26 protein-coding genes are annotated in these 21420 nt (G+C 63.9%); 15 read left to right on the top strand and 11 right to left on the bottom strand.

Going from position 1 to position 21420, the window contains the following annotated elements; all coding sequences use genetic code 11:
- Window positions 1-34: 34 nt before the first annotated feature.
- Window positions 35-643, bottom strand: a complete 609-nt coding sequence (locus tag V1278_RS19760; RefSeq protein ID WP_334363159.1) for an FMN-dependent NADH-azoreductase — start codon at window positions 641-643, stop codon at window positions 35-37.
- Window positions 644-740: 97 nt separating this feature from the next.
- On the opposite strand from V1278_RS19760, the gene V1278_RS19765 reads away from it, so the two are divergent.
- Window positions 741-1142 carry a winged helix-turn-helix transcriptional regulator gene (locus V1278_RS19765; protein ID WP_334363158.1) on the top strand — a complete coding sequence of 134 codons (402 nt, stop codon included), beginning with the start codon at window positions 741-743 and terminating at the stop codon, window positions 1140-1142.
- Here V1278_RS19765 and dprA read toward each other — a convergent pair.
- Together dprA and V1278_RS19775 are read right to left on the bottom strand one after the other, a co-directional pair.
- Window positions 1139-2254, bottom strand: coding sequence for a DNA-processing protein DprA (dprA, locus tag V1278_RS19770; RefSeq protein WP_334363157.1), 1116 nt, complete (start codon window positions 2252-2254; stop codon window positions 1139-1141). The genes V1278_RS19765 and dprA overlap by 4 nt on opposite strands.
- 67 nt (window positions 2255-2321) lie before the next feature.
- A complete protein-coding gene (locus V1278_RS19775; protein ID WP_334363156.1) occupies window positions 2322-2531 on the bottom strand; it encodes a GDCCVxC domain-containing (seleno)protein in 210 nt (69 codons plus the stop codon).
- An 86-nt stretch (window positions 2532-2617) separates the two neighbouring features.
- Between V1278_RS19775 and V1278_RS19780 the strand changes: the two genes are divergently transcribed.
- From V1278_RS19780 to V1278_RS19790, 3 genes are all read left to right on the top strand, one after another.
- Window positions 2618-3859 carry an amidase gene (locus tag V1278_RS19780; protein WP_334363154.1) on the top strand — a complete coding sequence of 414 codons (1242 nt, stop codon included), beginning with the start codon at window positions 2618-2620 and terminating at the stop codon, window positions 3857-3859.
- Between the two features lie 87 nt (window positions 3860-3946).
- A complete protein-coding gene (locus tag V1278_RS19785; protein ID WP_334363153.1) occupies window positions 3947-4234 on the top strand; it encodes a type II toxin-antitoxin system HigB family toxin in 288 nt (95 codons plus the stop codon).
- On the top strand, window positions 4224-4604 hold the full coding sequence (locus V1278_RS19790; protein WP_334363152.1) for a helix-turn-helix domain-containing protein: 381 nt from the start codon (window positions 4224-4226) through the stop codon (window positions 4602-4604). Before V1278_RS19785 ends, V1278_RS19790 begins: the two co-directional genes overlap by 11 nt.
- A 16-nt stretch (window positions 4605-4620) precedes the next feature.
- On the opposite strand, the gene plsY is transcribed toward V1278_RS19790, so the two are convergent.
- From plsY to V1278_RS19805, 3 genes are read right to left on the bottom strand one after another with little or no spacing between them, the layout of a single operon-like run.
- The gene (gene plsY / locus V1278_RS19795) at window positions 4621-5214 is read right to left on the bottom strand and encodes a glycerol-3-phosphate 1-O-acyltransferase PlsY (RefSeq protein WP_334363151.1); all 594 of its coding nucleotides are present in this window, start codon (window positions 5212-5214) and stop codon (window positions 4621-4623) included.
- 33 nt (window positions 5215-5247) lie between these two features.
- Complete coding sequence (locus V1278_RS19800) at window positions 5248-6549, bottom strand: dihydroorotase (RefSeq protein WP_334363149.1); 1302 nt, start codon at window positions 6547-6549, stop codon at window positions 5248-5250.
- 4 nt (window positions 6550-6553) lie between these two features.
- A complete protein-coding gene (locus tag V1278_RS19805) occupies window positions 6554-7507 on the bottom strand; it encodes an aspartate carbamoyltransferase catalytic subunit (RefSeq protein WP_334381963.1) in 954 nt (317 codons plus the stop codon).
- 184 nt (window positions 7508-7691) lie between these two features.
- Between V1278_RS19805 and V1278_RS19810 the strand changes: the two genes are divergently transcribed.
- From V1278_RS19810 to V1278_RS19820, 3 genes are all read left to right on the top strand, one after another.
- The gene (locus tag V1278_RS19810) at window positions 7692-8492 is read left to right on the top strand and encodes a M15 family metallopeptidase (RefSeq protein WP_334363147.1); all 801 of its coding nucleotides are present in this window, start codon (window positions 7692-7694) and stop codon (window positions 8490-8492) included.
- Window positions 8493-8514: 22 nt separating this feature from the next.
- Window positions 8515-10158, top strand: coding sequence for an acyl-CoA dehydrogenase family protein (locus tag V1278_RS19815; RefSeq protein ID WP_334363146.1), 1644 nt, complete (start codon window positions 8515-8517; stop codon window positions 10156-10158).
- Window positions 10159-10264: 106 nt separating this feature from the next.
- Complete coding sequence (locus tag V1278_RS19820; RefSeq protein WP_334363145.1) at window positions 10265-11047, top strand: CPBP family intramembrane glutamic endopeptidase; 783 nt, start codon at window positions 10265-10267, stop codon at window positions 11045-11047.
- A 14-nt stretch (window positions 11048-11061) separates the two neighbouring features.
- On the opposite strand, the gene V1278_RS19825 is transcribed toward V1278_RS19820, so the two are convergent.
- From V1278_RS19825 to V1278_RS19835, 3 genes are all read right to left on the bottom strand, one after another.
- Window positions 11062-11991 (bottom strand): AEC family transporter, encoded by a 930-nt coding sequence (locus tag V1278_RS19825; RefSeq protein ID WP_334363144.1) that lies wholly within the window; start codon window positions 11989-11991, stop codon window positions 11062-11064.
- A 2-nt stretch (window positions 11992-11993) separates the two neighbouring features.
- Window positions 11994-12476, bottom strand: coding sequence for a Holliday junction resolvase RuvX (ruvX, locus tag V1278_RS19830; protein ID WP_334363143.1), 483 nt, complete (start codon window positions 12474-12476; stop codon window positions 11994-11996).
- Between the two features lie 85 nt (window positions 12477-12561).
- Window positions 12562-13497 (bottom strand): cyclase family protein, encoded by a 936-nt coding sequence (locus V1278_RS19835; RefSeq protein WP_334363142.1) that lies wholly within the window; start codon window positions 13495-13497, stop codon window positions 12562-12564.
- A gap of 199 nt (window positions 13498-13696) precedes the next feature.
- On the opposite strand from V1278_RS19835, the gene V1278_RS19840 reads away from it, so the two are divergent.
- Window positions 13697-13912 carry a hypothetical protein gene (locus V1278_RS19840; protein ID WP_213286452.1) on the top strand — a complete coding sequence of 72 codons (216 nt, stop codon included), beginning with the start codon at window positions 13697-13699 and terminating at the stop codon, window positions 13910-13912.
- Here the strand turns inward: V1278_RS19840 and V1278_RS19845 are convergent.
- Window positions 13899-14780 carry a LysR family transcriptional regulator gene (locus V1278_RS19845; RefSeq protein ID WP_334363140.1) on the bottom strand — a complete coding sequence of 294 codons (882 nt, stop codon included), beginning with the start codon at window positions 14778-14780 and terminating at the stop codon, window positions 13899-13901. The two genes, V1278_RS19840 and V1278_RS19845, sit on opposite strands and share 14 nt — an antisense overlap.
- Before the next feature lie 103 nt (window positions 14781-14883).
- On the opposite strand from V1278_RS19845, the gene V1278_RS19850 reads away from it, so the two are divergent.
- Both V1278_RS19850 and V1278_RS19855 read left to right on the top strand, forming a co-directional pair.
- Window positions 14884-15858, top strand: a complete 975-nt coding sequence (locus V1278_RS19850; protein WP_334363139.1) for an NAD(P)H-dependent flavin oxidoreductase — start codon at window positions 14884-14886, stop codon at window positions 15856-15858.
- 37 nt (window positions 15859-15895) lie between these two features.
- Entirely contained in the window at window positions 15896-16972 is a 1077-nt protein-coding gene (locus tag V1278_RS19855; RefSeq protein ID WP_334381964.1) for an NAD(P)H-dependent flavin oxidoreductase, read from the top strand.
- Between the two features lie 14 nt (window positions 16973-16986).
- Here V1278_RS19855 and V1278_RS19860 read toward each other — a convergent pair whose 3' ends face one another.
- Window positions 16987-17166, bottom strand: a complete 180-nt coding sequence (locus tag V1278_RS19860; RefSeq protein ID WP_334363137.1) for a hypothetical protein — start codon at window positions 17164-17166, stop codon at window positions 16987-16989.
- 374 nt (window positions 17167-17540) lie between these two features.
- Between V1278_RS19860 and gatC the strand changes: the two genes are divergently transcribed.
- Genes gatC through gatB form a run of 5 tightly spaced genes read left to right on the top strand, consistent with a single transcriptional unit; the run spans window position 17541 to window position 21321 of the window.
- Entirely contained in the window at window positions 17541-17828 is a 288-nt protein-coding gene (gatC, locus tag V1278_RS19865) for an Asp-tRNA(Asn)/Glu-tRNA(Gln) amidotransferase subunit GatC (RefSeq protein ID WP_334381965.1), read from the top strand.
- 29 nt (window positions 17829-17857) lie between these two features.
- Window positions 17858-18073, top strand: coding sequence for a hypothetical protein (locus V1278_RS19870; protein WP_057850177.1), 216 nt, complete (start codon window positions 17858-17860; stop codon window positions 18071-18073).
- The gene (gene gatA / locus V1278_RS19875) at window positions 18070-19545 is read left to right on the top strand and encodes an Asp-tRNA(Asn)/Glu-tRNA(Gln) amidotransferase subunit GatA (RefSeq protein WP_334381966.1); all 1476 of its coding nucleotides are present in this window, start codon (window positions 18070-18072) and stop codon (window positions 19543-19545) included. Before V1278_RS19870 ends, gatA begins: the two co-directional genes overlap by 4 nt.
- Window position 19546: 1 nt before the next feature.
- On the top strand, window positions 19547-19840 hold the full coding sequence (locus tag V1278_RS19880; protein WP_334363133.1) for a hypothetical protein: 294 nt from the start codon (window positions 19547-19549) through the stop codon (window positions 19838-19840).
- Entirely contained in the window at window positions 19837-21321 is a 1485-nt protein-coding gene (gene gatB, locus V1278_RS19885; RefSeq protein WP_334363132.1) for an Asp-tRNA(Asn)/Glu-tRNA(Gln) amidotransferase subunit GatB, read from the top strand. The genes V1278_RS19880 and gatB overlap by 4 nt, the downstream gene beginning before the upstream one ends.
- Window positions 21322-21420 lie beyond the last annotated feature (99 nt).

Below are 21420 nucleotides of genomic sequence, written 5' to 3' on the forward strand. Positions count from 1 at the left end.
CGCGCCTGGCAGCGGCAACCGCTCTCGCTCCAAACTACGCCGCGTGCAGATCGCTCGCGGCCCTCAGCGCGCCGGCGACGGCTTTTTCGCGGTGCTCCGGGCCGACCTGAATGCCATCGGCGGAAATGAATTCGGGATTCCTGATGCCGATGAAGCCGAATACCCAGCGCAAATAGGTTTCGAGATGTTCGCCGAGCGCGGCCGGCGTGCCCGGGCCGTAATAGCCACCGCGCGAGATCGCGACGATGACGCGCTTGTTGCCGGCCAGCCCCTGGACACCTTGGGCATCGTATTTGAAGGTCTTCCCCGCGACTAGGATACGGTCGATCCAGGCCTTGAGCTGGCTCGGGATCGTGAAATTGTACATGGGCGCGCCGATCACGACGATGTCGGTGGCCAGAAACTCTTCCATGACGGCCTGACCGGCGGCGATATCCTCCCGCAATGCAGCTTCCGGGGCCGCTCCCTGGCCGGCAGCGAGGTGTGAGCCGGTGAGATGCGCCAGCGGGGTCAGCGTGAGATCGCGGTAGCTGACTTCGAGGCCGGGGGTGGATTGACGCAGGCGGTCGACGATGGCGGCGGAAACCTGGCGGCTGACGGAGTGGGGGCCGAGAACGCTGGAATCGAGATGCAGAAGCTTCATGAGGGGTCACCCTTGGTATACGTTTGTAACTGGCGCTATATGAGTGACTGTCGTAAGGTCCCGCAAGAACGCACATTTTTTACACCCGAGCACATCCATGAGACCCGAGCACAAAAAAGTGCCTGCCCTGCCAGCCGGTCCCCACCTCGACAGTGACTGCCGCGGCGCTGCATCCGTGCTGGCGCGGGTCGGCGATAAATGGAGCGTGTTCGTGATCATGATGCTTGGCGATGGCCCGAAGCGCTTCAACGAGATCAAGCGTATGATCGGCGGCATCTCGCAGCGCATGCTGACGCTGACGCTGCGCGGATTGGAACGCGATGGTCTTGTGACGCGAACGGTGTTTCCAACCATTCCGCCGCGTGTCGACTACGAATTGACCGATCTGGGACGTGGCTTATCCAAGCCGGTGAAAGCTCTCGGCACCTGGGCGATCGAGCATCAGCCAGAGATCCAACGCGCGCGGATGAAGTTCGACGCACGCAGCGAGAAGGACTAAATCAGCGACACCAGCCCGCCGCCGTGACGCTCAAGCCGTCCGGCGAGTTCGAGTTCGAGCAGCACCGTGCGGACGATGGTGGGCGAGAGGCCCGACATCCGGATCAGATCGTCGAGGCTGACCGGGCTCGGTCCCAGCAGCGCAACGATGCGCTCGCGTCCGCCTGGATCGGTGTCGAAGTCGAGCGGCTCGTCGTCCTCGCGCGCCGCGAGCGTGATCGGCCGTTCGAGGATCGGCTGAATGGCGTTGATGACGTCGTTCGCTTCGGTGACCAGCGCCGCGCCCTGCTTGATCAGATCGTTGGTGCCGGCGGCGCGCGGATCGAGCGGCGAGCCGGGCACCGCGAACACTTCGCGGCCCTGTTCGGCGGCCATGCGGGCCGTGATCAGCGATCCCGACCGGTGCGCGGCCTCGATCACGACGACGCCGAGCGAGGCGCCCGAGATCAGGCGGTTGCGGCGTGGAAAGTCGCGGGCGCGTGGCACGTGGCCGAGCGGCATTTCGGAAATCGCTCCGCCTTGTTTCAGCAAGATCGCCAGCAAATCTTGATGCTCCGGCGGATAGATCCGGTCGTGGCCGCCGGCCAGCGCCGCGACGGTGCCGCTTTCGATCGTTGCGCGATGCGCGGCCTGATCGATGCCGCGCGCTAGCCCGGAGATGACAACGAAGCCGGCGTCGCCGAGATCGCGCGCCAATTGGCCGGCGAATTTCAACCCGGCGCCGGAAGCGTTGCGCGAGCCGACGATCGCGATCATCGGCCGCATCAGCGCGTCGGGCGCACCGCGCACGCCGAGTAGTGGTGGCGGATCGTCGAGCGTCGCCAGCCGCGGCGGGTAGGCGGCTTCGCCAGGCGCCACCAGCGAAACGCCGATCTTGCTTGCCGCCGCGATCTCGACCCAAGCTTGCTCCTCGCTGCAGATGCGCCCCGAACGCGCAGCGCCACCACGCCGCGCCAGATCGGGCAGTCGCTCCAGCGCCGCGCGAGCATTGCCAAAATGACTGATGAGCGAGTTGAAGGTGCGCGGGCCGACATTGTCGCTGCGGATCAGGCGCAGCCGGTCGATCCGCTCGGCGTCGGTGAGGTGAAGGGTTTGTGGCGTCCGGTCATGCATGCGGACGCAGCTTTGCCCAACCTGAGATTGCGATCAACCTGTTTGACGTAAAAACGTCCTGACCTTGTTAGCGGCAGCAGGCAGCTTTGCCGCTTTCCTGAACGGGAGGACACGGCACGGAGCCGTACGAGCAGAACACGCAGCAGTCGCCCGCCAGCGGTTTCAGCCTCTCGCCGCAGCCTTTACAGACATACAAAAACTGGCAGGCGTCCGTTGGCATTTGCTCGCAGGCTTGATGACTGCAGCGCGGAAAGGTCAGGATGGATTCAAGCTGCATCAGGAGTCACGGATAACTTTGACAGCGGCGGATCAATCATATTCCATCCAGCCGCCACGATCAAAAGCCGCAGGGAACCGCGCCCCATGATCTCGCTCGCCGGCCTCCAGCGCCGCATAGGTGCTGGCGAGCTTTCACCCGATGCCGCCGTCGCGCAGTCGATGGAAGCGATCGCCACACAGGACAGGACGATCGGCGCTTTCGTCTGCCGTGCCGAAAATCTGCGCGCGGCAAGCACCGGACCGCTGCGCGGCATCACGGCGGGCATCAAGGACATCATGGATACGGCGGAGTTTCCGACCGAGATGGGCTCGCCGATCTACCGGGGATATCGATCGCGCGGCGACGCTGCCGTCGTGATGATGCTGAAGCAGGCGGGCGCAAGCATCATAGGCAAGACCACAACGACGGCATTCGCCTCGCTGGATCCGACGCCGACGCTCAATCCGCACAACAAGGGTCATACACCCGGCGGATCGTCATCGGGTTCGGCGGCAGCGGTTGCGGCCGGCATGATCCCGCTGGCGCTGGGGACGCAGACCGGCGGTTCGGTGATCCGGCCGGCCTCGTTCTGTGGCGTCGCCGCGATCAAGCCGTCCTACCACGTGCTGCCGACGGTCGGGGTGAAATGCTATTCGTGGACGCTCGATACAGTCGGGCTGTTCGCGGCCAGCGTCGATGACCTCGCGCGCGGGTTATCGGCAATGACCGGCCGGCCCGAATTGCTTCTTCCGCTCACGATTTCAACACCACGCATCGGCGTCGTGATCCAGGATTTCGCCGGCGCGCCGGAAGCGTCAGGCGAGGCGGCGTTGCGGATTGCGAAGCGGGCGGTGGAGAAAGCCGGTGCCCCGGTGCGCGCATTGGATTTGCCCAAAATTGTTGCCGAGGCATGGTTGGCGCAACCGGTCGTGCAAGAGTTTGAGGCGCATCGGGCGCTCGCCTGGGAGTATCGTGAACATTACGCGGAAATGGCGCCGCTCTTGCGGGCCAAGCTGGACGGGAGCAGGGACACAACGCCCGCCGCCTATGACGCGGCGATTAGAATAGCGGACCGCGCCAGACAAGCGTTGGAAAAAGTGTTCGATGAGGTCGATGTGCTGCTGACCTTGTCGGCACCAGGTGCTGCCCCGCGGGGTTTGGCTTCGACCGGCGACGCCCGTTACAATCGGCTATGGACGCTGATGGGCGTACCCTGCGTCAACGTTCCGGCTATTGTGGCGGAAGTCAATTTGCCCGTGGGCGTGCAGGTGATTGCGAGATACGGCGCTGATGCCCAGGCACTGGCGGCGGCGCGGTTTGTGGAGGGGGCGCTTGCCCGGAAATAAATGCCAATGGGCTTGTTGCTCCCATAATGGGACCATGATATGTGATAACGAATGAGAGTTATTGCTCGCCGCACGTTGCGAGAATTCGTGCAGAGGCTTTCCGGCAGGAAGGACCAACCGGCAGTAAAAGCGGCGCTGGATGCATGGTTCGACGAAGTGAGCAAGGCTTCGTGGAAGAGCACGGCGGAGGTCAAGCGTCGCTATGCCACGGCAAGTATCGTCAGCGCGGAGCGGATCGTCTTCAACATCAAGGGTAATGACTATCGACTTGTAGTGGCTGTCGATTTCGAAAAGGGCATCGTCTGGATCAAATGGATCGGCACGCATAAAGCATACGACAAGATCGACGTGACGGAGGTGCGATATGGCGACTGAACTGAAACCGATCCGCACCAAGGCGGATTACAAAAACGCGCTTGCCGAGGTTGAACGGCTTTGGGGCGCAAAGAGCGGGACAGCGAAGGGCGACCGGCTCGATGTGCTGGCGACCCTGATCGACGCCTATGAAGCGAAGCACTATCCCATGGATCCGCCGGATCCGATCGAGGCGATCCAATTTCGGATGGAACAGCAAGGCCTTAGCCGCAAGGATCTCGAGCCGTTGATTGGCACTCGCGCGCGGGTCGCAGAGGTAATGAATCGCAGGCGTAGCCTGTCAATCGATATGATCCGGCGTCTGCATGAGCAACTCGGAATTTCTGCCGAGATACTGATCCGCCCGACGCGTAAGGAAGAGGCAGCCTGATCGGCGGCTTGCCCCGCTACCTCGCGCCGATCCGCCCCTCAGTTCCGGCCTGCAGCCGCTTGATGTTCTCGCTGTGCTTCCAGAACAGCAGCAGCGTCAGCACGACGAACAGTGACGCCAACGCAGGGTGGCCGAACCACCACAGGAACAGCGGGGTGACGAAAGCGGCAACCAGCGCCGACAGTGACGAATAGCGCGTCGTTAAGGCGGTGGCTAACCAGATCAGGCAGAACATCACGGCCCCCGGCCAGAACAGGCCGATCAGCACGCCGATATAGGTGGCGACGCCTTTGCCGCCGTTGAATTTGAGCCAGACCGGAAAGAGGTGACCGAGGAATGCGCCGAGCGCAGCCAGCATCGCCGCATCGGCGCCGCCGAAATAGCCTGCGATCATCACCGCAACCGTACCCTTGAGCATATCGCCGATCAGCGTCGCAGCGGCGAGGCCCTTGCGCCCCGTGCGCAATACGTTGGTGGCACCGATGTTGCCGGAGCCGATCGAGCGCAGGTCCTGCGTGCCCGCGACCGTGGTTAGCACCACCCCGAAGGGAATCGAGCCCAGCAGATAGCCGAGAACGAATGCCAACGGCAGCCATATTTCAGGTGACATCGCCGTTACTCCACGCGGGCTGGTTCGGACGAATCAGACGTGTTCATAAACTGTCCGCCCGCCCACGATAGTACGCACGACGCGTCCCGAGAAGCGGGCTTCGTCGAACGGCGTGTTCTTGCACTGCGATTTGAGGTCGGCGGGATCGAGCACCCAGGGCGTATCGGGGTCGATGACGATCACGTCGGCCGGGGAACCCGCCCGCAGCGACCCGCCGGGCAGGCCGAGAAGCTCCGCAGGGCGGGTCGACATCGCCCGGATCAGCGTCTTGAAGTCCATCTCGCCGTTGTGGATCAGCCGGAGCGCCGCCGGCAGCATGGTCTGCAGCCCGACCGCGCCGGAAGCCGCTTCCGCGAACGGCAGCCGCTTCACCTCGACGTCCTGCGGATTGTGATCGGACATCACGACATCGACCAGGCCGGAGGCGACCGCTGCGACGAGGGCGAGGCGGTCCTCCTCGGTGCGTAGCGGCGGCGAAAGCTTCAGGAAGGTGCGGTAGGGGCCGATGTCGTTTTCGTTCAGCGTGACGTGGTTGATCGATACGGAAGCGCTAACGTCGAGGCCGGCGTCGCGCGCGCGCTTGAGGATTTCCAGCGACTCGATCGACGACAGCGAGGCCGCGTGATAGCGCCCGCCGGTCAACGCCACGAGACGCATGTCGCGCTCGAGCATCACTGCCTCGGCGGCGTTGGGAATGCCGGCGAGCCCAAGCCGGGCGGCGAACTCGCCCTCGTTCATCACGCCTTCGCCGACGAGATCAGGGTCCTCGGTGTGGTGCACGATCAGCGCGTCGAAATCGCGCGCATAGGTCAGGGCCCGGCGCATCACCTGTGCATTGGTGACGCTCTTGTCGCCATCGGTAAAAGCGACCGCGCCGGCGGCCTTCAACAGCCCGATCTCCGTCATCTCCTGTCCGCCGAGGCCTTTTGTCAGCGCGGCCATCGGGTGGATGTTGACGATGGCGGTGTCGCGCGCGCGGCGCAGCACGAAGTCCACCGTCGCCGAATTGTCGATGACGGGCGAGGTATCCGGCTGGCAGATGATGGAGGTAATGCCGCCCGCGGCCGCGGCCAAGCTGGCAGAGGCAAAGGTTTCGCGATGGCTGGCGCCGGGCTCGCCGACAAAGGCGCGCATGTCGATGAGCCCGGGGGCGACGATCTTGCCGGCGCAATTGACGATGTCGGTACCTTCGGGCACGCCGGCGGCGCCGATGCCGCGCCTTGAATCCCGGATCGTGCCATCGGCAATCAGAACGTCCCCGAGGCCGTCGAAATCCCGGGAGGGATCGACGACGCGGGCATTGGCGAGCAGGATCGGGCGTCGGTCGGTCAGCATGATCTCACGCGTTCGGCAGGTTGCGGGCGAGTGCTTCAAGCACCGCCATCCGCACTGCCACTCCCATTTCCACCTGTTCACGGATCAGCGATTGCGCGCCGTCGGCCACGATCGAGTCGATCTCGACGCCGCGGTTCATCGGGCCCGGATGCATCACCAGCGCGTCCGGCTTGGCGTAAGCAAGCTTCTTCTGGTCGAGGCCGAAATAGTGGAAGTATTCGCCCGACGACGGCACGAAGGAGCCGTTCATGCGCTCGCGCTGCAGCCGCAGCATCATCACGATGTCGGCGCCGTTGAGGCCTTCGCGCATGTCACGCGCGACCTCGACGCCCATCCGCTCGATGCCGCGTGGCAGCAGCGTGGAGGGAGCGACGACGCGGACACGCGCGCCCATGGTGTTGAGCAGGAGGATATTGGAGCGTGCTACGCGGGAATGCATGACGTCGCCGCAGATCGCGATCACGAGGCCTTCCAGCCGGCCTTTATTCCGGCGGATGGTCAGCGCGTCCAGCAGCGCCTGGGTCGGATGTTCGTGCGCGCCATCGCCGGCATTGATCACGGAACCGTCAACCTTGCGCGCCAGAAGTTCCACCGCGCCGGAGGCGTGGTGCCGCACCACCAGGATATCCGGGTGCATGGCGTTGAGCGTCACCGCGGTGTCCATCAGCGTCTCGCCCTTGCGGATCGAGGACGAGGACACCGACATGTTCATGACGTCGGCGCCAAGCCGTTTTCCCGCCAGTTCGAACGAGGATTGGGTGCGGGTCGAGGCCTCGAAAAACAGGTTCACCTGGGTGCGACCGCGCAAGGAGGTGCGCTTTTTGTCCACCTGGCGGTTGAGCTCGACATATTCCTCGGAAAGGTCGAGCAGGCCGGTAATGTCGGCAGCGGAAAGCCCCTCGATTCCCAGCAAGTGCCGGTGCCGGAGGACGAAGGTCGATTTCGATGCAGGGGTCATTAAAGCGAGAGCTATAGGCAGAGATGCCATGCAGGGCAAGCTTCAAATCCGAGGTGCCGACTTATCCACTAGCGCTTCCGCGACAGGGTAAATGGGCCGCCAGTGTTCCGGGCCTGGGGGATTCTACTAGAATGGCCGGGATTGGCACGCGATACATCGGGGAAAACGTGCGGCAATTCACTCAATGCATTCGGACTATGTGGGCACCGGCGTGACCGTCGGCAGGGCTGCTGGAAGGCGGGTGGCACTCGTGGCGATATTCGCGGCGGGTTGCATCGCGAGCGCCGCCGCGCAGGCGCCACTCCCTGCCGGTTTCGTATATTTGCGCGATATCGATCCGACCATCATCCAGGATATCCGTTACGCCGGCTCGAACAATTTTGTCGGCCGTCCGCTGCGGGGCTATCAGGCTGCCGAATGCGTGGTGAAGCGCGAGGTCGGCATACGCTTGAAGAGCGTTCAGGAAGAACTCGCGCTGCAGAACCTGGCGCTAAAGATGTTCGATTGCTACCGCCCGGTGCGCGCGGTGGCCGACCTGGTGGCGTGGTCGCGCGATGGCCGCGAAACACCGGCGCAGAAGCGCTACAATCCATCGTTCCGCAAGGCCGACCTGTTTCGCCTGGGCTATATTGCCGAACGTTCCGGGCATTCGACCGGAGCTGCGCTCGATCTCACATTGGTTGATCTGAAGGCCGACAATTCGGCAACCTTCGATCCCGCCAAGGATTATGCCGACTGCATCGCCAACGTGAACCTGCGCGCGCCGGAAGGCAGCGTCGACATGGGCACCGGCTACGATTGTTCCGACACCAAGTCGCACACGGCGGCGAAATCCATCACCGCGGCGCAACGCCGCTGGCGCGAGAAGCTGGCTCAGGTGATGGCGCGGCGAGGATTTGTAAACTATTCGAAGGAGTGGTGGCACTTTTCGCTGCCGGGCGTGGGCGGGCGGGCCTATGATTTCCCGATCACGCCGTGGAAGTAATTTAGCCGTTTCAGGATCAGCCATGAGCCAGGCAACATTTTCGACCCACGAGGTCTTCAACCAGTCGCCGCCATTTTGGGATGTCGATCTATACGTGGCCGACCCTCCGCTGGTCGATGCTGTCGCTGCCAATGGCGGCGCGTCGGCCGCGAGCGGGTTATCGGAGTTCGGCAAGCATTGGGGGTCTGCGGCAATGGCGGAGCGCGGCCGTGTTGCCAACGAGAACACGCCGAAACTGCGCACCTTCGATTCCAGGGGCAATCGCCGCGACGAGGTCGAGTTTCATCCCGCCTATCACGAGCTGATGGCGCATTCTGCGCATGCCGGCGTGCATAATTCGACCTGGACTGCTGAGGGTAAACCGGCCGGCGGTGCCTCCGAAGTGGTGCGCGCAGCAAAATTCTACATGGCAGCACAGGTCGAGACCGGGCATCTCTGCCCGATCACCATGACGCGCGCGTCGGTGGCGGCGCTTGCGGAACAGCCTGACCTCTTGGCGAAGGTGATGCCGGTCGTCGCGACGCGTTCCTATGACCCGAGCTTTGCACCGTGGCCGACAAAACGCGGCATGACGCTCGGCATGGGCATGACCGAGAAGCAGGGCGGCACCGACGTCCGCTCCAACATGACACGGGCGGAGCGTGACGGGGACGTCTACCGCATCACCGGACACAAATGGTTCATGTCGGCGCCGATGTGCGACGCCTTTCTGGTGCTGGCGCAGGCCAAGGATGGCTTGACCTGCTTCTTCATGCCGCGCTTTGCCCCGGACGGCTCGGTCAACGCGATCCGGTTCCAGCGGCTGAAAGACAAGCTCGGCAACCGCTCGAACGCCTCCTCGGAAGTTGAGTTTCACAGCGCCTACGCCGAGCGTGTCGGCGCCGAGGGCAAGGGCATCCGCACGATCATCCAGATGGTGCAGTTGACGCGGCAGGATTGCGCGATTGCTTCCGCCGGGCTGATGCGATCGGGCCTCGCACACGCGTTGCATCATGCACGGCACCGCAGCGTGTTCCAGAAACATCTCGCCGACCAGCCGCTGATGCAGGCGGTGCTGTCGGACATGGCGCTGCATGTCGAGGCCACCGTCGCGCTGGTGATGCGGCTATGCCGTTCGTTCGATCGCGCTCTCCTTGACGCCAAGGAAGCCGCCTATATGCGGCTGCTGACGCCCGCCATCAAATACTGGGTCTGCAAGAGCGCCCCTGGCTTTCTCTATGAGGCGATGGAGTGCCTCGGCGGCAACGGCTACGTGGAGGAGGGCATTCTGGCGCGGCATTTTCGGGAGTCGCCGGTCAATGCGATCTGGGAAGGCTCCGGCAATGTGATGTGCCTCGATGTGCTGCGCGCGCTGTCGCGCGAGCCCGACGCAGCCTCCGGCATCGTGCATGAACTGACTGGCGAGACGCTCGGATTGCCGGGCGCGGGTGAAGCAACCGCGTTCATCGGCAAGGCGTTCCACCGGCCGGACAGCGAGCGCGTGGCGCGACTGGCGGTCGAAAAGCTGGCGCTGCTGGCGGCTGCCGCCGCGCTCAATGCCGTTTCGCCGCGGCATGCCGAGTTGTTCGCAGCCACGCGCCTTGCCGGCAACCACGCCGGCATGTATGGCGCGGTCGATCTGGATAGTGGCGATGTCCGCGGCCTTATGGAGCGCGCGCTGCCGTGACCATGAATGCGTCTCGCCGTCATGGCTGGGCTTGTCGGCTTTGCCGAAGCTTCAGCGGCAAGTCCGGGCATGACGAAGATAATCCTCCGGCTATGAAAGTCACTTGATGGACTCCCTCAGCACCGCAAGTCCCACTGCAGTATCGCCCGCGATACCAGATCAGCGGCCGCCACGCGCCTGGAAATTCTGGGGCACGACGTTGTGGGGCCTGTTCATCTTCGCCGCGATGTTCCTCGGCCAGGTTACGGTCATCATCTATTTTGTGCTGCGCCAGGGCGGATCGTTCGACATCGCCGAGGCGATCCGTGTCATCGGCGGCGGCCTGACCATCTCGCTCTCGGTGATCCTGGGATTGCCCGCCGTGCTGTTGGCGACGTGGGTCGCGATCCGTCCGACGCGCATTCCCTTTGCTGATTATCTGGCGCTGCGCTGGATCTCATGGCGCGATTTCTTCGTCGGCGTCGCGGCGCTGGCCATCCTTGTCGGCGGCTGGGACCTGCTGTCGCGGGCGCTCGGGCGCGAGGTGACGCCGGGCTTCATGGGCGAGGTTCTCAAAACAGCGCAAGCCGACGGCGCGCTGTGGCTATTGGTGATCGCGTTTGCCGTCGCCGCGCCTATGTGGGAGGAGATCTTCGCGCGCGGGTTTCTCTACCGCGGCTGGTCTGAGTCGCGGCTCGGCGTCGCCGGGGCCATCTTCCTGTCCTCGCTGGCCTGGACTTCACTGCATCTGCAATACGATTGGTTCTTTTTCGGCGAGGTGTTTTCGATCGGCCTGCTGCTGGGCTATCTGCGCTACCGCACCAACTCGACCTGGCTGACGATCGTCCTGCACGGCATCAATAATCTGGCCGCGACGATTCAGACGTTCTGGCTGGCGGGGCAGGGGTAGGATGCTTCCGTCCGTCATTGCGAGGCCACCAGCGCGATCGCGATCGGCATCGTAATGGCTGCCAAAATGGTCTGCAGGGTGATGATCTGGGCCAGCAGCGGTGCGTCGCCGCCCATTTGTCGCGCCAGCACATAGGCCGAGGAAGAGGTGGGCACCGCGGCGCAGGCCGTGACGATGGCAAGGTTCGAACCCGAAACTCCGAACCAGAGCGCCAGCGTGACCGCGATGACGGGCATCAACACGAGCTTGAGCACCAGCGCGACCGAGGCGGCGAGGCTCGGCCGGAACATGCCTTCAAGGTGCAGGCCGGCGCCGGTCACCAGCAAGCCGATGGCGAGCGAGGAACGTCCGAGCGCATCGGCCACCTCGTGCCAGAGTTTGGGAAGCGGGATGTGGGTGACGTTGAGCGCCAACCCGATGACGCAGGCCCAGATAAACGGATTGAGTGCCACGGTCGCGACGATGGTGCCAAGCGAGCGCTTTTCCGGTGAAGCGTAGTGGGCGAGCACGGAAACGCTGAACACGTTGACCAGCGGAATGATGGCGATCATCGCAACGGAAGCCAGCGCCAGCCCGAGGTCGCCGAACAGATTGCCGGAGACGGCGAGCGCCACATAGGTCTGCCAGCGGGTGGCGCCCTGGAAGATCGAGGTGAAGGCGGGGCCATCGATCGACAGGCGGGCGAGCAAGGGCCGTAGCGCCAGACAGAGCAGCGACATCAGCAGCACCGAGAGCAGTAGCGCGCCGCCAACGCCGGCCACCGGCACCTTGCTCAGGTCGGCCTTGACCAGCGTCTGTACCAAGAGCACCGGAAACAGCACGTAGTAGGTCAGCCGTTCCAGTCCATGCCATTGCGTCTCGGGCCGGATCAGGGTCCGCTTCAGGATGAAGCCGAGCACGATCAGCAAAAACACCGGCAGCAGCGCCGCGATGACGACCGCCATCTTCAGCGATCTCTGCGCAGTTTTGCGAGCCGGTCCAGCGCGCCCTGCAGGATGAAGATCGCGGCGTGCTCGTCGATCACTTCGGCGCGGCGGGTGCGAGAAACGTCCATTCCGATCAGCTCACGCTCGACCGCCGCGGTCGAGAGCCGCTCGTCCCACAAGGCAATGGCAAGCCCGGTGAGATTGGAGAAATTGCGAGCAAAGGCGCGAGTCGACTGCGCGCGCGGCCCCTCGCTGCCGTCCATGTTGATGGGCAGCCCAAGCACGAAGCCGACCGCGTTGCGCTCGCTCGATATCGCGAGCAGCCGCGCCGCGTCGGCCTTGAAGGCCTTGCGCTGGATGGTCTCGACACCGGTCGCCAGCCGGCGATCGGGATCGGACACCGCGACGCCGATGGTCTTGGTGCCGAGATCGAGGCCGATCAGGGCGCCGCGCTCGGGCCAATGGGTGACGGCGTCGATCAAGGGGAGGATGGGGGCGGGCATCGCCCCGCTTAACACGCGTCGCGGCGCGCACGCAAAGCCGATCGCAGCGTGGCATCCATGCGAGAACGCCACGCCGCGCTTGGTCTTACCGGATCGCGACCGGGTTGATCATGCTCTGCACGCCGCCCTTGAAGCGCGGCTGGCCAAGCACGAACAGGAACTCATAGGCCTTGTCCTTGGCGAGTTCTGCCGTGTCGAGATTTTCGAGAATGTAGGTGCCGTTCATCGCCAGCAGGATCTGATGCACCTCGAAGACGTTTTTCGACTCGAAGGGAAGGACTTCGAGTCCCCAGGTATCGGCGCCGACTGCGACCACGCCCTTGCCGGTGAGATACTTGGCGCCTTCGACCCCCAGGCCCGGCTCGCCTGCACCATAGCGCTTGTCATCCTTGCCGATCAGGCTGAGCCAGCCGGTGTGGAAGATCACGACGTCACCCTGGCGGATTTCGACGCCCTGTTTCTTCGCGACTTCCTCAATCTCCTTGACGTTGAAGGCGGTGCCTTCCTTGACCACCTCGGTGCCGTAGTGAGCCGCCATGTCGAGCAGTACGCCCCGTGTCACCATCGGCGGGACTTTCTCGATGCCGAGCTTTTTCAACCCGGTGGGGTCGGCGAAGTCGGCGAGCTTGTTGCCGTTGTAGTAGACGTGCTCGATGCCGAGATGACCGAGGCCGTCGAGTTGGCTGCCGACGCCGACCCAGCCTTCGATGATGTCGTCATTATAGGTGGTCTTGTTGGGACCAAGTCCGGGAATGCCGGCCTGGCCGGGCTGCACGACGGTGATCTTGAAGGCCCGCGGTGGATAGGCGGGGGTCTTGGAATCGACGGGGATACCGAGTGCGTAGGTCTTGCCGGTCTTGACCAAACCCGCTGCCTTCACAACGAGTTCGGGCTTCATGTAATTGGCGGCGCCGATCTCGTCGTTCGGTCCCCATTTCGATTTCGTCCAGTCTTGAGCGCTTGCCGTTCCGACCGTACCCAACAGGGCAATAGAACAGCACAACACGAATGCGTTGCGCATCGCAGTTCCTCCCAGATGTTGACGTTATGGTTTTTGGTAACTAGCGGCTCATACTAACGTAGCGGTGCGCGGCGGCTAGAAATTTTTCGAGCCGATGCGTGTGTTGCGATGGAAGGCCGCGAGTGCTGCGCCGCAATTCGACTTGTTGCAGAATTGAGGCAGCGGAATTTTCGCGCAACGGAACGCATGGGGCAGTTCAGTGGATGCGCTAAGCCTGTTCGGCCTGTTCGCGGTAACCGCGATGCTGGTGGCCTACGCGCTGGAGGACCGCAGCCACTGGTTCATTCTTGCCTTTGCAGGCGCATGCGCGCTCGGCTCGGTGTACGGATTTCTGCAGGGCGCCTGGCCGTTCGGGCTGGTCGAAGCGATCTGGGCCGGCGTCGCGCTGCGGCGCTGGCATATCAGGCGGCGATGACCTCGCCGTTATTTTCCAGACAGGCGGCAAAGCCCTGCAGGGCGCTGTATTGATGGGCCGTGCGGCGGGTGATGAAAAGCGTCTCGACACGTGCCTGCGCCGGGTTCAGCGTGTGGACGTTGACGGTGTCGTTCCGCCCGACCACGGCGCGCGGCAGCAGTGTCACGCCCATATCGGCGGCGACGCAGCCGATCATACCGTCGAGCGTGCCGAGCTCAAAGCGCGTGGCCGACGGCCAGCCGAATTCCGAAAATACCTGTTCGAGCCGCTGCCGGTAGGTGCAGCCGGTGCGGAAGACCAGGGCGGTCGGACCCGAGCCGGGCGTGCCTGCGCGTAAAGCGCTGAGGCTCTGCCAGCGCCGTGCCGTGACCAGCACCAGTTCTTCGCGGAAGGCGAGCGCCGCGTCGAGTTCGGCATGCTCGATCGGACCGGCAACGAATGCGCCATCAATTTTGCCGTTGAGCACGCCGGCCACGAGGTCAGCCGTTGTCGAGGTCCGCAGGCTCAATTGAACAGCGGGGAAGCGGCGATGGAATTCGGCGAGCAAAGAGGGCAGGCGTACTGCGGCCGTCGTTTCCATCGAGCCAATCGACAGCGGCCCCTTCGGCTCGCCATCGTCGCGCGCGGCCAGCACCGCCTCGCGCGACAGCGCCGCCATCCGGTCGGCATAGGGAAGCAGGCGGCGGCCGGCGCCGGTCAGCATCATGCCGCGGCTGTGCCGTTCGAACAGCGCGGTGCCGATCTCGGCTTCCAGCGCCTTCACGCGCTGGGTGACGTTGGACTGCACGGTGTTGAGTTCGTTGGCGGCGCGGGTGATGCCGCCGAGCCGGGCTACGGCCGAGAAGGTGACGAGATCGCTCAGCTCCATGGCAAGCTCCGTTTTGTTCTAGAGATGGCAGAGTTCTATAGTATTCATTTTTAGAGAATGATAGTTCGGCCTAGATTGCCTGTCCAGTTTGCAGGGAATGGACATGCCGATCTCCACGCCGTTGACCGCCCGTCTGGGCATCCCGCATCCAATCCTGTCGGCGCCGATGGATGTGATTGCGGGGGCGCGTCTCACATCCGCGGTTAGTGCTGCCGGAGGGTTCGGCATCCTCGGCGGAGGTTATGGCGACCGGGCGTGGCTCGAGCAGGAGACGGCCAAGCTTGCCGATCTATCCGATCCCTTCGGCATCGGCTTCATCACCTGGAGCCTTGCCAAGCAGCCGGCGCTACTGGATGTCGCGTTTGAAGCCGGTCCACGCGCCATCATGCTCTCGTTCGGCGATCCCACACCTTTCGCACCGCGCGTCAAATCATCGGGCGCGTTGTTGATCTGCCAGGTTCAGGACGAGGACATGGCGCGACAGGCGCTGGATGCAGGCGCCGACATTCTGATCGCGCAGGGAACGGAAGCCGGCGGCCACGGCGCCTCGCGCAGCACGATCGACATCGTGCCGGCGATTGTTGATCTGGCGGCCGGCCGGGTGCCAGTCGCAGCAGCAGGCGGGATAGGCGACGGCCGCGGGCTCGCGGCGATGATGATGCTGGGCGCTTCCGGCGTGCTGCTCGGCACCCGCTTTTATGCCAGCCAGGAATGCGATGGAGCGGACGAAGCCAAGCGGCGCATCTGTGCCGCAACCAGCGGCAACAGCGTCCGCGGCATCATTTTCGATCTCTCGCGCAACAATGTCTGGCCGGCGCCGTTTACCGGCCGCTGCCTGATCAACGATCATGCGCGGCGCTGGATGGGACACGAGGTCGAACTGATGCAGAACCTCAAAGCGGTCGCTGCCGAATATGCGGCGGCGAGAGCGGCGGGCAATTTCGATATCGCTGCCGTCATCGCGGGCGAAGCCGTCGGGCTGATTCATGATATCCCGCCGGCCAGCGAGATCGTTGACAGGATCGTTACCGAGGCAGAGCAGATAGTGGGCGGACGACGGAATTCCGTCGCCGCCTGACCCGCAACACCTTCAATACATTCAAGCGAGCAGAACCATGTGGCCAGACCGCCGGATCATCGACCTCTTCAAGACCGAATTTCCGATCGTGCTGGCGCCGATGGCCGGCGTCGTGGACGCCGAGCTCGTGATCGCGGCGGCGCAGGGCGGGGCGCTCGGCTCGCTGCCCTGCGCGATGATCTCGGCCGAGAAAGCGCGTGAGCAGGTCAACATCATCCGCCAGCGCGTCACCGCGCCGGTCAACATGAACTTCTTCTGTCACAAGCCGGTCGATGCCGATCCAGCGCGCGAGGCCGGTTGGAAGGCGCGGCTTGGCTCCTATTACAAGGAATTGGGTATCGATCCTGCCGCGCCCATCAACGCCGCCAACCGCGCGCCGTTCGATGAAGCCATGTGTGCGGTGGTGGAAGAACTGAAGCCGGAAATCGTCAGCTTCCACTTCGGCCTGCCGGATCCGGCGCTGGTCAAGCGCGTCAAGGCGGCGGGCTGCCTCGTGATGTCCTCGGCAACCATCGTAAAGGAAGCGATCTGGCTGGAGGAGAACGGCGCCGACGTCATCATCGCGCAAGGCGCGGAAGCCGGCGGCCATCGCGGCATGTTCCTGACCGACAATATCGCCCAGCAGCCCGGCACGTTTGCGCTGGTGCCGCAGGTGGCCGACGCCGTGAAAGTGCCGGTGATCGCGGCCGGCGGCATCGCCGACGGGCGCGGTATTGCGGCGGCGTTCGCGCTCGGCGCATCCGGCGTGCAGATCGGCAGCGCCTATCTGCGCTGCCCGGAATCCAGGGTGATCGGACCGGCGCGCACGGCGCTGGCCCGGGCGCATGATGATTCCACCGTCATCACCAATGTCATGACCGGCCGTCCTGCGCGTGGCGTTGCCAACCGTGTCATGCGCGAGGTCGGACCGATCTCGCCGGACGCGCCGGCGTTCCCGCACGCCGCAACCGCGCTCGGGCCACTGAAGGCGGCGGCCGAAAAACTCGGCAGGGTCGATTTCACCAGTCTGTGGGCCGGGCAGGCGGTGCGGATGGGCCGCGAAATGCCGGCAGCGGAATTGACCCGCTCGCTCGCAGGCGCTGCGCTGGCGCGGTTCGGTGCGCTAAGCGGATAAGTCCTGTTCGCCGCTCAGTGCGCCGGTTCGTCGCGCCTGACGTCCAGATGCTCCGCGGCCAGCGACCGGTAATGTGCGGCCATCTCCTTGTAGTGCTGCCTGGAGATGGGGTCGGTCGCATTTTCGGCGCGGCGTTCGAACATTTCCGCCTTTTCCCGCAGGATTTCAGCGTGGGAGATTTTAGCCTGGGACATGGCTCTCCTCCCGTTTGGGTCAGGTTAAGCAGGCGAGGTAGATGATCGCGACGCCGAGAACGGTCCCGATGGACCAGAGGGCCGGATCCCAGCTTTCCGATCCGGCGCGGTCATTTTCGATGGTCGACATCACACGGCCTCCCGATGTTCCGGCCGCGACTTTCGTCCCCCGACTGTTTCAGGATGACTACGTCAATCGATAAAAATGGTTTCGTCGGGGCGCTTTTGCGCAAGAAATCTGCGCTTCGCACACGAAATCTTGTCCATCAGGGCAAGGGCGACCGAAAGCGCCGGCCGCCTGTTCCCGCGGTTGCGGCGCAAAAGCAGCCTCTGCTATACGGCGGGTGCGAATTCCCCGTTTGAGGCCTATATTTATGTCCGTTGATGCCGCCACCGTTCGCCGCATCGCGCATCTGGCGCGGATTGCGGTCACCGAGGCCGAGGTTCCCCATCTGCAGGGCGAGCTGAACACCATGCTGGCCTTCGTGGAGCAGCTTTCGGAAGTGAACATCGACGGCGTTGAGCCGATGACCTCGGTGACCCCGATGGAAATGAAGAAGCGGCAGGATGCGGTCAATGACGGCGAGATTCCCGACGACATCGTCAGGAATGCGCCGGAGACGCAAAACCATTTCTTCCTGGTGCCAAAGGTGGTGGAATAACATCTACTCTGTTTTAGATCGGAAGTCCGATGTGTCTGCTCTGCGACGATGAAAAGGCCTATCAGGCCTACATGAACTATCTCGACGCGATGGAGCGGCAGGGCAAGGCCGCCGATCCCGACAAGGCGATGGATGCCGTGCTCGATCAGCTCGAGGCAGCCGACAAGGCGCGCGCCCAGGAATCGAACAGCCCCGCCAACGACAAGACGCTTTCTCCGTTCTTCTGCAGCCCGATCAATAAATGACCGACCTGACATCTCTGACGATCGCGGAGGCCCGCGAGGGCCTCGCGAGCAAGTCTTTCACCTCGCTTGAACTGACGGACGCGCATCTCGCCGCGATTGAAGCGGCGCGTTCGCTCAATGCCTTCGTGCTGGAAACGCCCGACCAGGCGCGTGCCATGGCGCGTACCGTCGATGCGAAGATTGCCAAGGGCGAGGGCGGGCCGCTTGCCGGCATTCCGCTCGGCATCAAGGACCTGTTCGCAACGAAAGATGTGCGCACCACCGCGTGCTCGAAAATCCTCGGCAACTTCGTGCCGCCGTATGAATCCACCGTGACCTCGCAGCTCTGGCGCGACGGCGCCGTGATGCTCGGCAAGCTCAACAATGACGAATTCGCGATGGGCTCGTCGAACGAAACCTCGTGCTTCGGCCCGGTGGTCAATCCGTGGCGGCGCGAGGGTTCCAACACCACGCTGGTGCCGGGCGGCTCGTCCGGTGGATCGGCATCCGCGGTGGCAGCGCTGCTCTGCATGGGCGCGACTGCGACCGATACCGGCGGTTCGATCCGCCAGCCCGCCGCCTTCACCGCAACCGTCGGCGTCAAGCCGACATACGGCCGCTGCTCGCGTTGGGGCATCGTGGCGTTCGCGTCCTCGCTCGATCAGGCCGGTCCGATCGCGCGCACGGTGCGCGATTCCGCGATCCTGATGCGCTCGATGGCGGGCCACGACCCAAAGGACACGACCTCGGTCGACATCGTCGTGCCCGACTACGAAGCCGCCGTTGGCAAGTCCGTGAAAGGGATGAGGATCGGTATCCCGAAAGAGTATCGCCTCGACGGCATGCCGGCGGAAATCGAAAAGCTCTGGAGCGAAGGCGCGACATGGCTGAAAGCGGCCGGCGCCGAACTGGTCGAGGTGTCGCTGCCGCACACCAAATACGCGCTGCCGGCCTATTACATTGTGGCGCCGGCGGAAGCCTCGTCCAACCTCGCGCGCTACGATGGCGTGCGGTACGGCCTGCGCGTGCCGGGCCGCAGCATAGGCGAGTTGTACGAGAACACCCGCGCGGAAGGGTTTGGCGATGAAGTGCGCCGCCGCGTCATGATCGGCACTTATGTGCTCTCGGCCGGCTATTACGATGCCTATTATCTGCGCGCGCAAAAAGTGCGCACCCTGATCAAGAAGGATTTTGAAGATTGCTTCGCCAAGGGCATCAATGCGATCCTGACGCCCGCAACGCCCTCGGCCGCGTTCGGCGTCGGCGAAAAAGGCGGCGCCGATCCCGTCGAGATGTATCTCAACGACATCTTCACGGTGACGGTGAACATGGCGGGGCTGCCGGGCATCGCCGTGCCGGCCGGCAAGGATGCGCAGGGACTGCCGCTTGGACTGCAGTTGATCGGCCGTCCGTTCGATGAGGAGACGCTGTTCTCGCTCGGCGAAGTCGTGGAGCAGGCGGCCGGCCGCTTCACGCCGTCGCGCTGGTGGTGACATGCCGGATTTCCGCGCCAGCCTGACGGATGCAGCGCCCGCGCCGGGCCTCGAGCCGCCGCTGGCCGCGTTGTGGTGGGCTGCCAAGGGCGACTGGGACCGGGCGCACAAGATCGTTCAGGACGAGAGCGATGCGAACGCCGCCTGGGTGCACGCCTATCTGCACCGGGTCGAAGGCGATCTCGGCAACGCCGGCTACTGGTACCGCCAGGCCGGCCAGCCGGTGGCAAAGGATTCTCTGGAAGCCGAATGGGAGCGGATCGTGTCCGCGCTGCTCGGAGGTGGAAAAGCATGACCGTGTCAGTCAAACCGGGAAAACTGATCAAGGGCCAGACCGGCGACTGGGAAGTCGTGATCGGGATGGAGGTGCACGCCCAGGTCACCTCGAAGTCAAAACTGTTCTCGGGCGCTTCGACCGAATTCGGCGGCGAGCCGAATAGCCATGTGTCGCTGGTCGATGCCGCGATGCCGGGCATGCTGCCGGTCATCAACGAGGAATGCGTCAAGCAGGCTGTCCGAACCGGGCTCGGCCTTAACGCCAAGATCAACCTGCGCTCGGTGTTCGACCGCAAGAACTATTTCTATCCGGACTCGCCGCAGGGCTACCAGATCAGCCAGTACAAGTCGCCCGTGGTGGGCGAGGGCGAGATCGTGGTCGAACTCGACGGCGGCAGAACCGCCACCATCGGGATCGAGCGGCTGCACCTGGAACAGGATGCGGGCAAATTGCTGCACGATCAGGCACCGGCCATGTCCTATGTCGACCTCAACCGCTGCGGCGTGGCGCTGATGGAGATCGTGTCAAAACCCGATATCCGCGACGCCGAGCAGGCCAAGGCCTATGTGACCAAGCTGCGCTCGATCCTGCGCTATCTCGGCACCTGCGACGGCGACATGGAGAAGGGCTCGTTGCGCGCCGATGTGAACGTTTCCGTACGAAAGCCCGGCGGACCGCTCGGCACCCGCTGCGAAATCAAGAACATGAACTCGATCAACTTCATCGGCCAGGCGATCGAGTACGAGGCCCGGCGCCAGATCGAGATCATCGAGGATGGCGGCACGATCGACCAGGAGACGCGCCTGTTCGACCCCAACAAGGGCGAGACGCGATCGATGCGCTCCAAGGAAGAGGCGCACGACTATCGCTATTTCCCAGATCCCGACCTGCTGCCGCTCGAGTTCACGCAAAGCTATGTCGATGAGCTCAAGGCGAAGCTGCCGGAATTGCCGGACCAGAAGAAGGCGCGCTTCATCGAGAGCCTCGGCCTGTCGCCCTACGATGCCGGCGTGCTGGTGGCCGAGCGTGAGAGCGCGGTCTTCTATGAGACCGTGCTGGATGGACTTGCGGACAAGGCGCGCGACGGCAAGCTCGCCGCCAATTGGGTGATCAACGAGCTGTTCGGACGCCTCAACAAGGAAGGCCATGGCATTACGGCGTCGCCGGTGTCGGCGGCGCAGTTGGCCGCGATCGTCGGCCTGATCGGCGAGGGCACGATCTCCGGCAAGATCGCAAAGGACCTGTTCGAGATCGTCTGGACCGAAGGCGGCGACCCGCGCGAGCTGGTCGAGGCGCGCGGCATGAAGCAGGTCACTGACTTGGGCGCAATCGAGAAGGTCGTCGACGACATCATCGCCGCCAATCCGGACAAGGTCGCGCAGGCGAAAGCCAAGCCGCAGCTCGCCGGCTGGTTCGTCGGCCAGGTGATGAAGCAGTCCGGCGGCAAAGCCAATCCGCAAGCAGTCAACGATCTCCTGAAGACGAAGCTCGGCATCTGAGGCGTCCCGTAACGGGACGACTCCGTCGTTGATTGATGCGCGCGAGCGTGTTTCGATCGTCCATCGCGATCTGACATTCACCCGCGCGCCCGATAGCGC

This window comes from Bradyrhizobium sp. AZCC 1577 (assembly GCF_036924575.1).
GTDB lineage: Bacteria > Pseudomonadota > Alphaproteobacteria > Rhizobiales > Xanthobacteraceae > Bradyrhizobium.

Bases quoted from the DNA above. Each gene is read 5' to 3' on its own strand.
- V1278_RS19760 (WP_334363159.1), bottom strand. From the start codon at position 643: ATGAAGCTTCTGCATCTCGATTCCAGCGTTCTCGGCCCCCACTCCGTC.
- V1278_RS19765 (WP_334363158.1), top strand. From the start codon at position 741: ATGAGACCCGAGCACAAAAAAGTGCCTGCCCTGCCAGCCGGTCCCCAC.
- dprA (WP_334363157.1), bottom strand. From the start codon at position 2,254: ATGCATGACCGGACGCCACAAACCCTTCACCTCACCGACGCCGAGCGG.
- V1278_RS19775 (WP_334363156.1), bottom strand. From the start codon at position 2,531: ATGCAGCTTGAATCCATCCTGACCTTTCCGCGCTGCAGTCATCAAGCC.
- V1278_RS19780 (WP_334363154.1), top strand. From the start codon at position 2,618: ATGATCTCGCTCGCCGGCCTCCAGCGCCGCATAGGTGCTGGCGAGCTT.
- V1278_RS19790 (WP_334363152.1), top strand. From the start codon at position 4,224: ATGGCGACTGAACTGAAACCGATCCGCACCAAGGCGGATTACAAAAAC.
- plsY (WP_334363151.1), bottom strand. From the start codon at position 5,214: ATGTCACCTGAAATATGGCTGCCGTTGGCATTCGTTCTCGGCTATCTG.
- V1278_RS19800 (WP_334363149.1), bottom strand. From the start codon at position 6,549: ATGCTGACCGACCGACGCCCGATCCTGCTCGCCAATGCCCGCGTCGTC.
- V1278_RS19805 (WP_334381963.1), bottom strand. From the start codon at position 7,507: ATGACCCCTGCATCGAAATCGACCTTCGTCCTCCGGCACCGGCACTTG.
- V1278_RS19810 (WP_334363147.1), top strand. From the start codon at position 7,692: ATGCATTCGGACTATGTGGGCACCGGCGTGACCGTCGGCAGGGCTGCT.
- V1278_RS19815 (WP_334363146.1), top strand. From the start codon at position 8,515: ATGAGCCAGGCAACATTTTCGACCCACGAGGTCTTCAACCAGTCGCCG.
- V1278_RS19820 (WP_334363145.1), top strand. From the start codon at position 10,265: ATGGACTCCCTCAGCACCGCAAGTCCCACTGCAGTATCGCCCGCGATA.
- V1278_RS19825 (WP_334363144.1), bottom strand. From the start codon at position 11,991: ATGGCGGTCGTCATCGCGGCGCTGCTGCCGGTGTTTTTGCTGATCGTG.
- ruvX (WP_334363143.1), bottom strand. From the start codon at position 12,476: ATGCCCGCCCCCATCCTCCCCTTGATCGACGCCGTCACCCATTGGCCC.
- V1278_RS19835 (WP_334363142.1), bottom strand. From the start codon at position 13,497: ATGCGCAACGCATTCGTGTTGTGCTGTTCTATTGCCCTGTTGGGTACG.
- V1278_RS19845 (WP_334363140.1), bottom strand. From the start codon at position 14,780: ATGGAGCTGAGCGATCTCGTCACCTTCTCGGCCGTAGCCCGGCTCGGC.
- V1278_RS19850 (WP_334363139.1), top strand. From the start codon at position 14,884: ATGCCGATCTCCACGCCGTTGACCGCCCGTCTGGGCATCCCGCATCCA.
- V1278_RS19855 (WP_334381964.1), top strand. From the start codon at position 15,896: ATGTGGCCAGACCGCCGGATCATCGACCTCTTCAAGACCGAATTTCCG.
- V1278_RS19860 (WP_334363137.1), bottom strand. From the start codon at position 17,166: ATGTCCCAGGCTAAAATCTCCCACGCTGAAATCCTGCGGGAAAAGGCG.
- gatC (WP_334381965.1), top strand. From the start codon at position 17,541: ATGTCCGTTGATGCCGCCACCGTTCGCCGCATCGCGCATCTGGCGCGG.
- V1278_RS19870 (WP_057850177.1), top strand. From the start codon at position 17,858: ATGTGTCTGCTCTGCGACGATGAAAAGGCCTATCAGGCCTACATGAAC.
- gatA (WP_334381966.1), top strand. From the start codon at position 18,070: ATGACCGACCTGACATCTCTGACGATCGCGGAGGCCCGCGAGGGCCTC.
- V1278_RS19880 (WP_334363133.1), top strand. From the start codon at position 19,547: ATGCCGGATTTCCGCGCCAGCCTGACGGATGCAGCGCCCGCGCCGGGC.
- gatB (WP_334363132.1), top strand. From the start codon at position 19,837: ATGACCGTGTCAGTCAAACCGGGAAAACTGATCAAGGGCCAGACCGGC.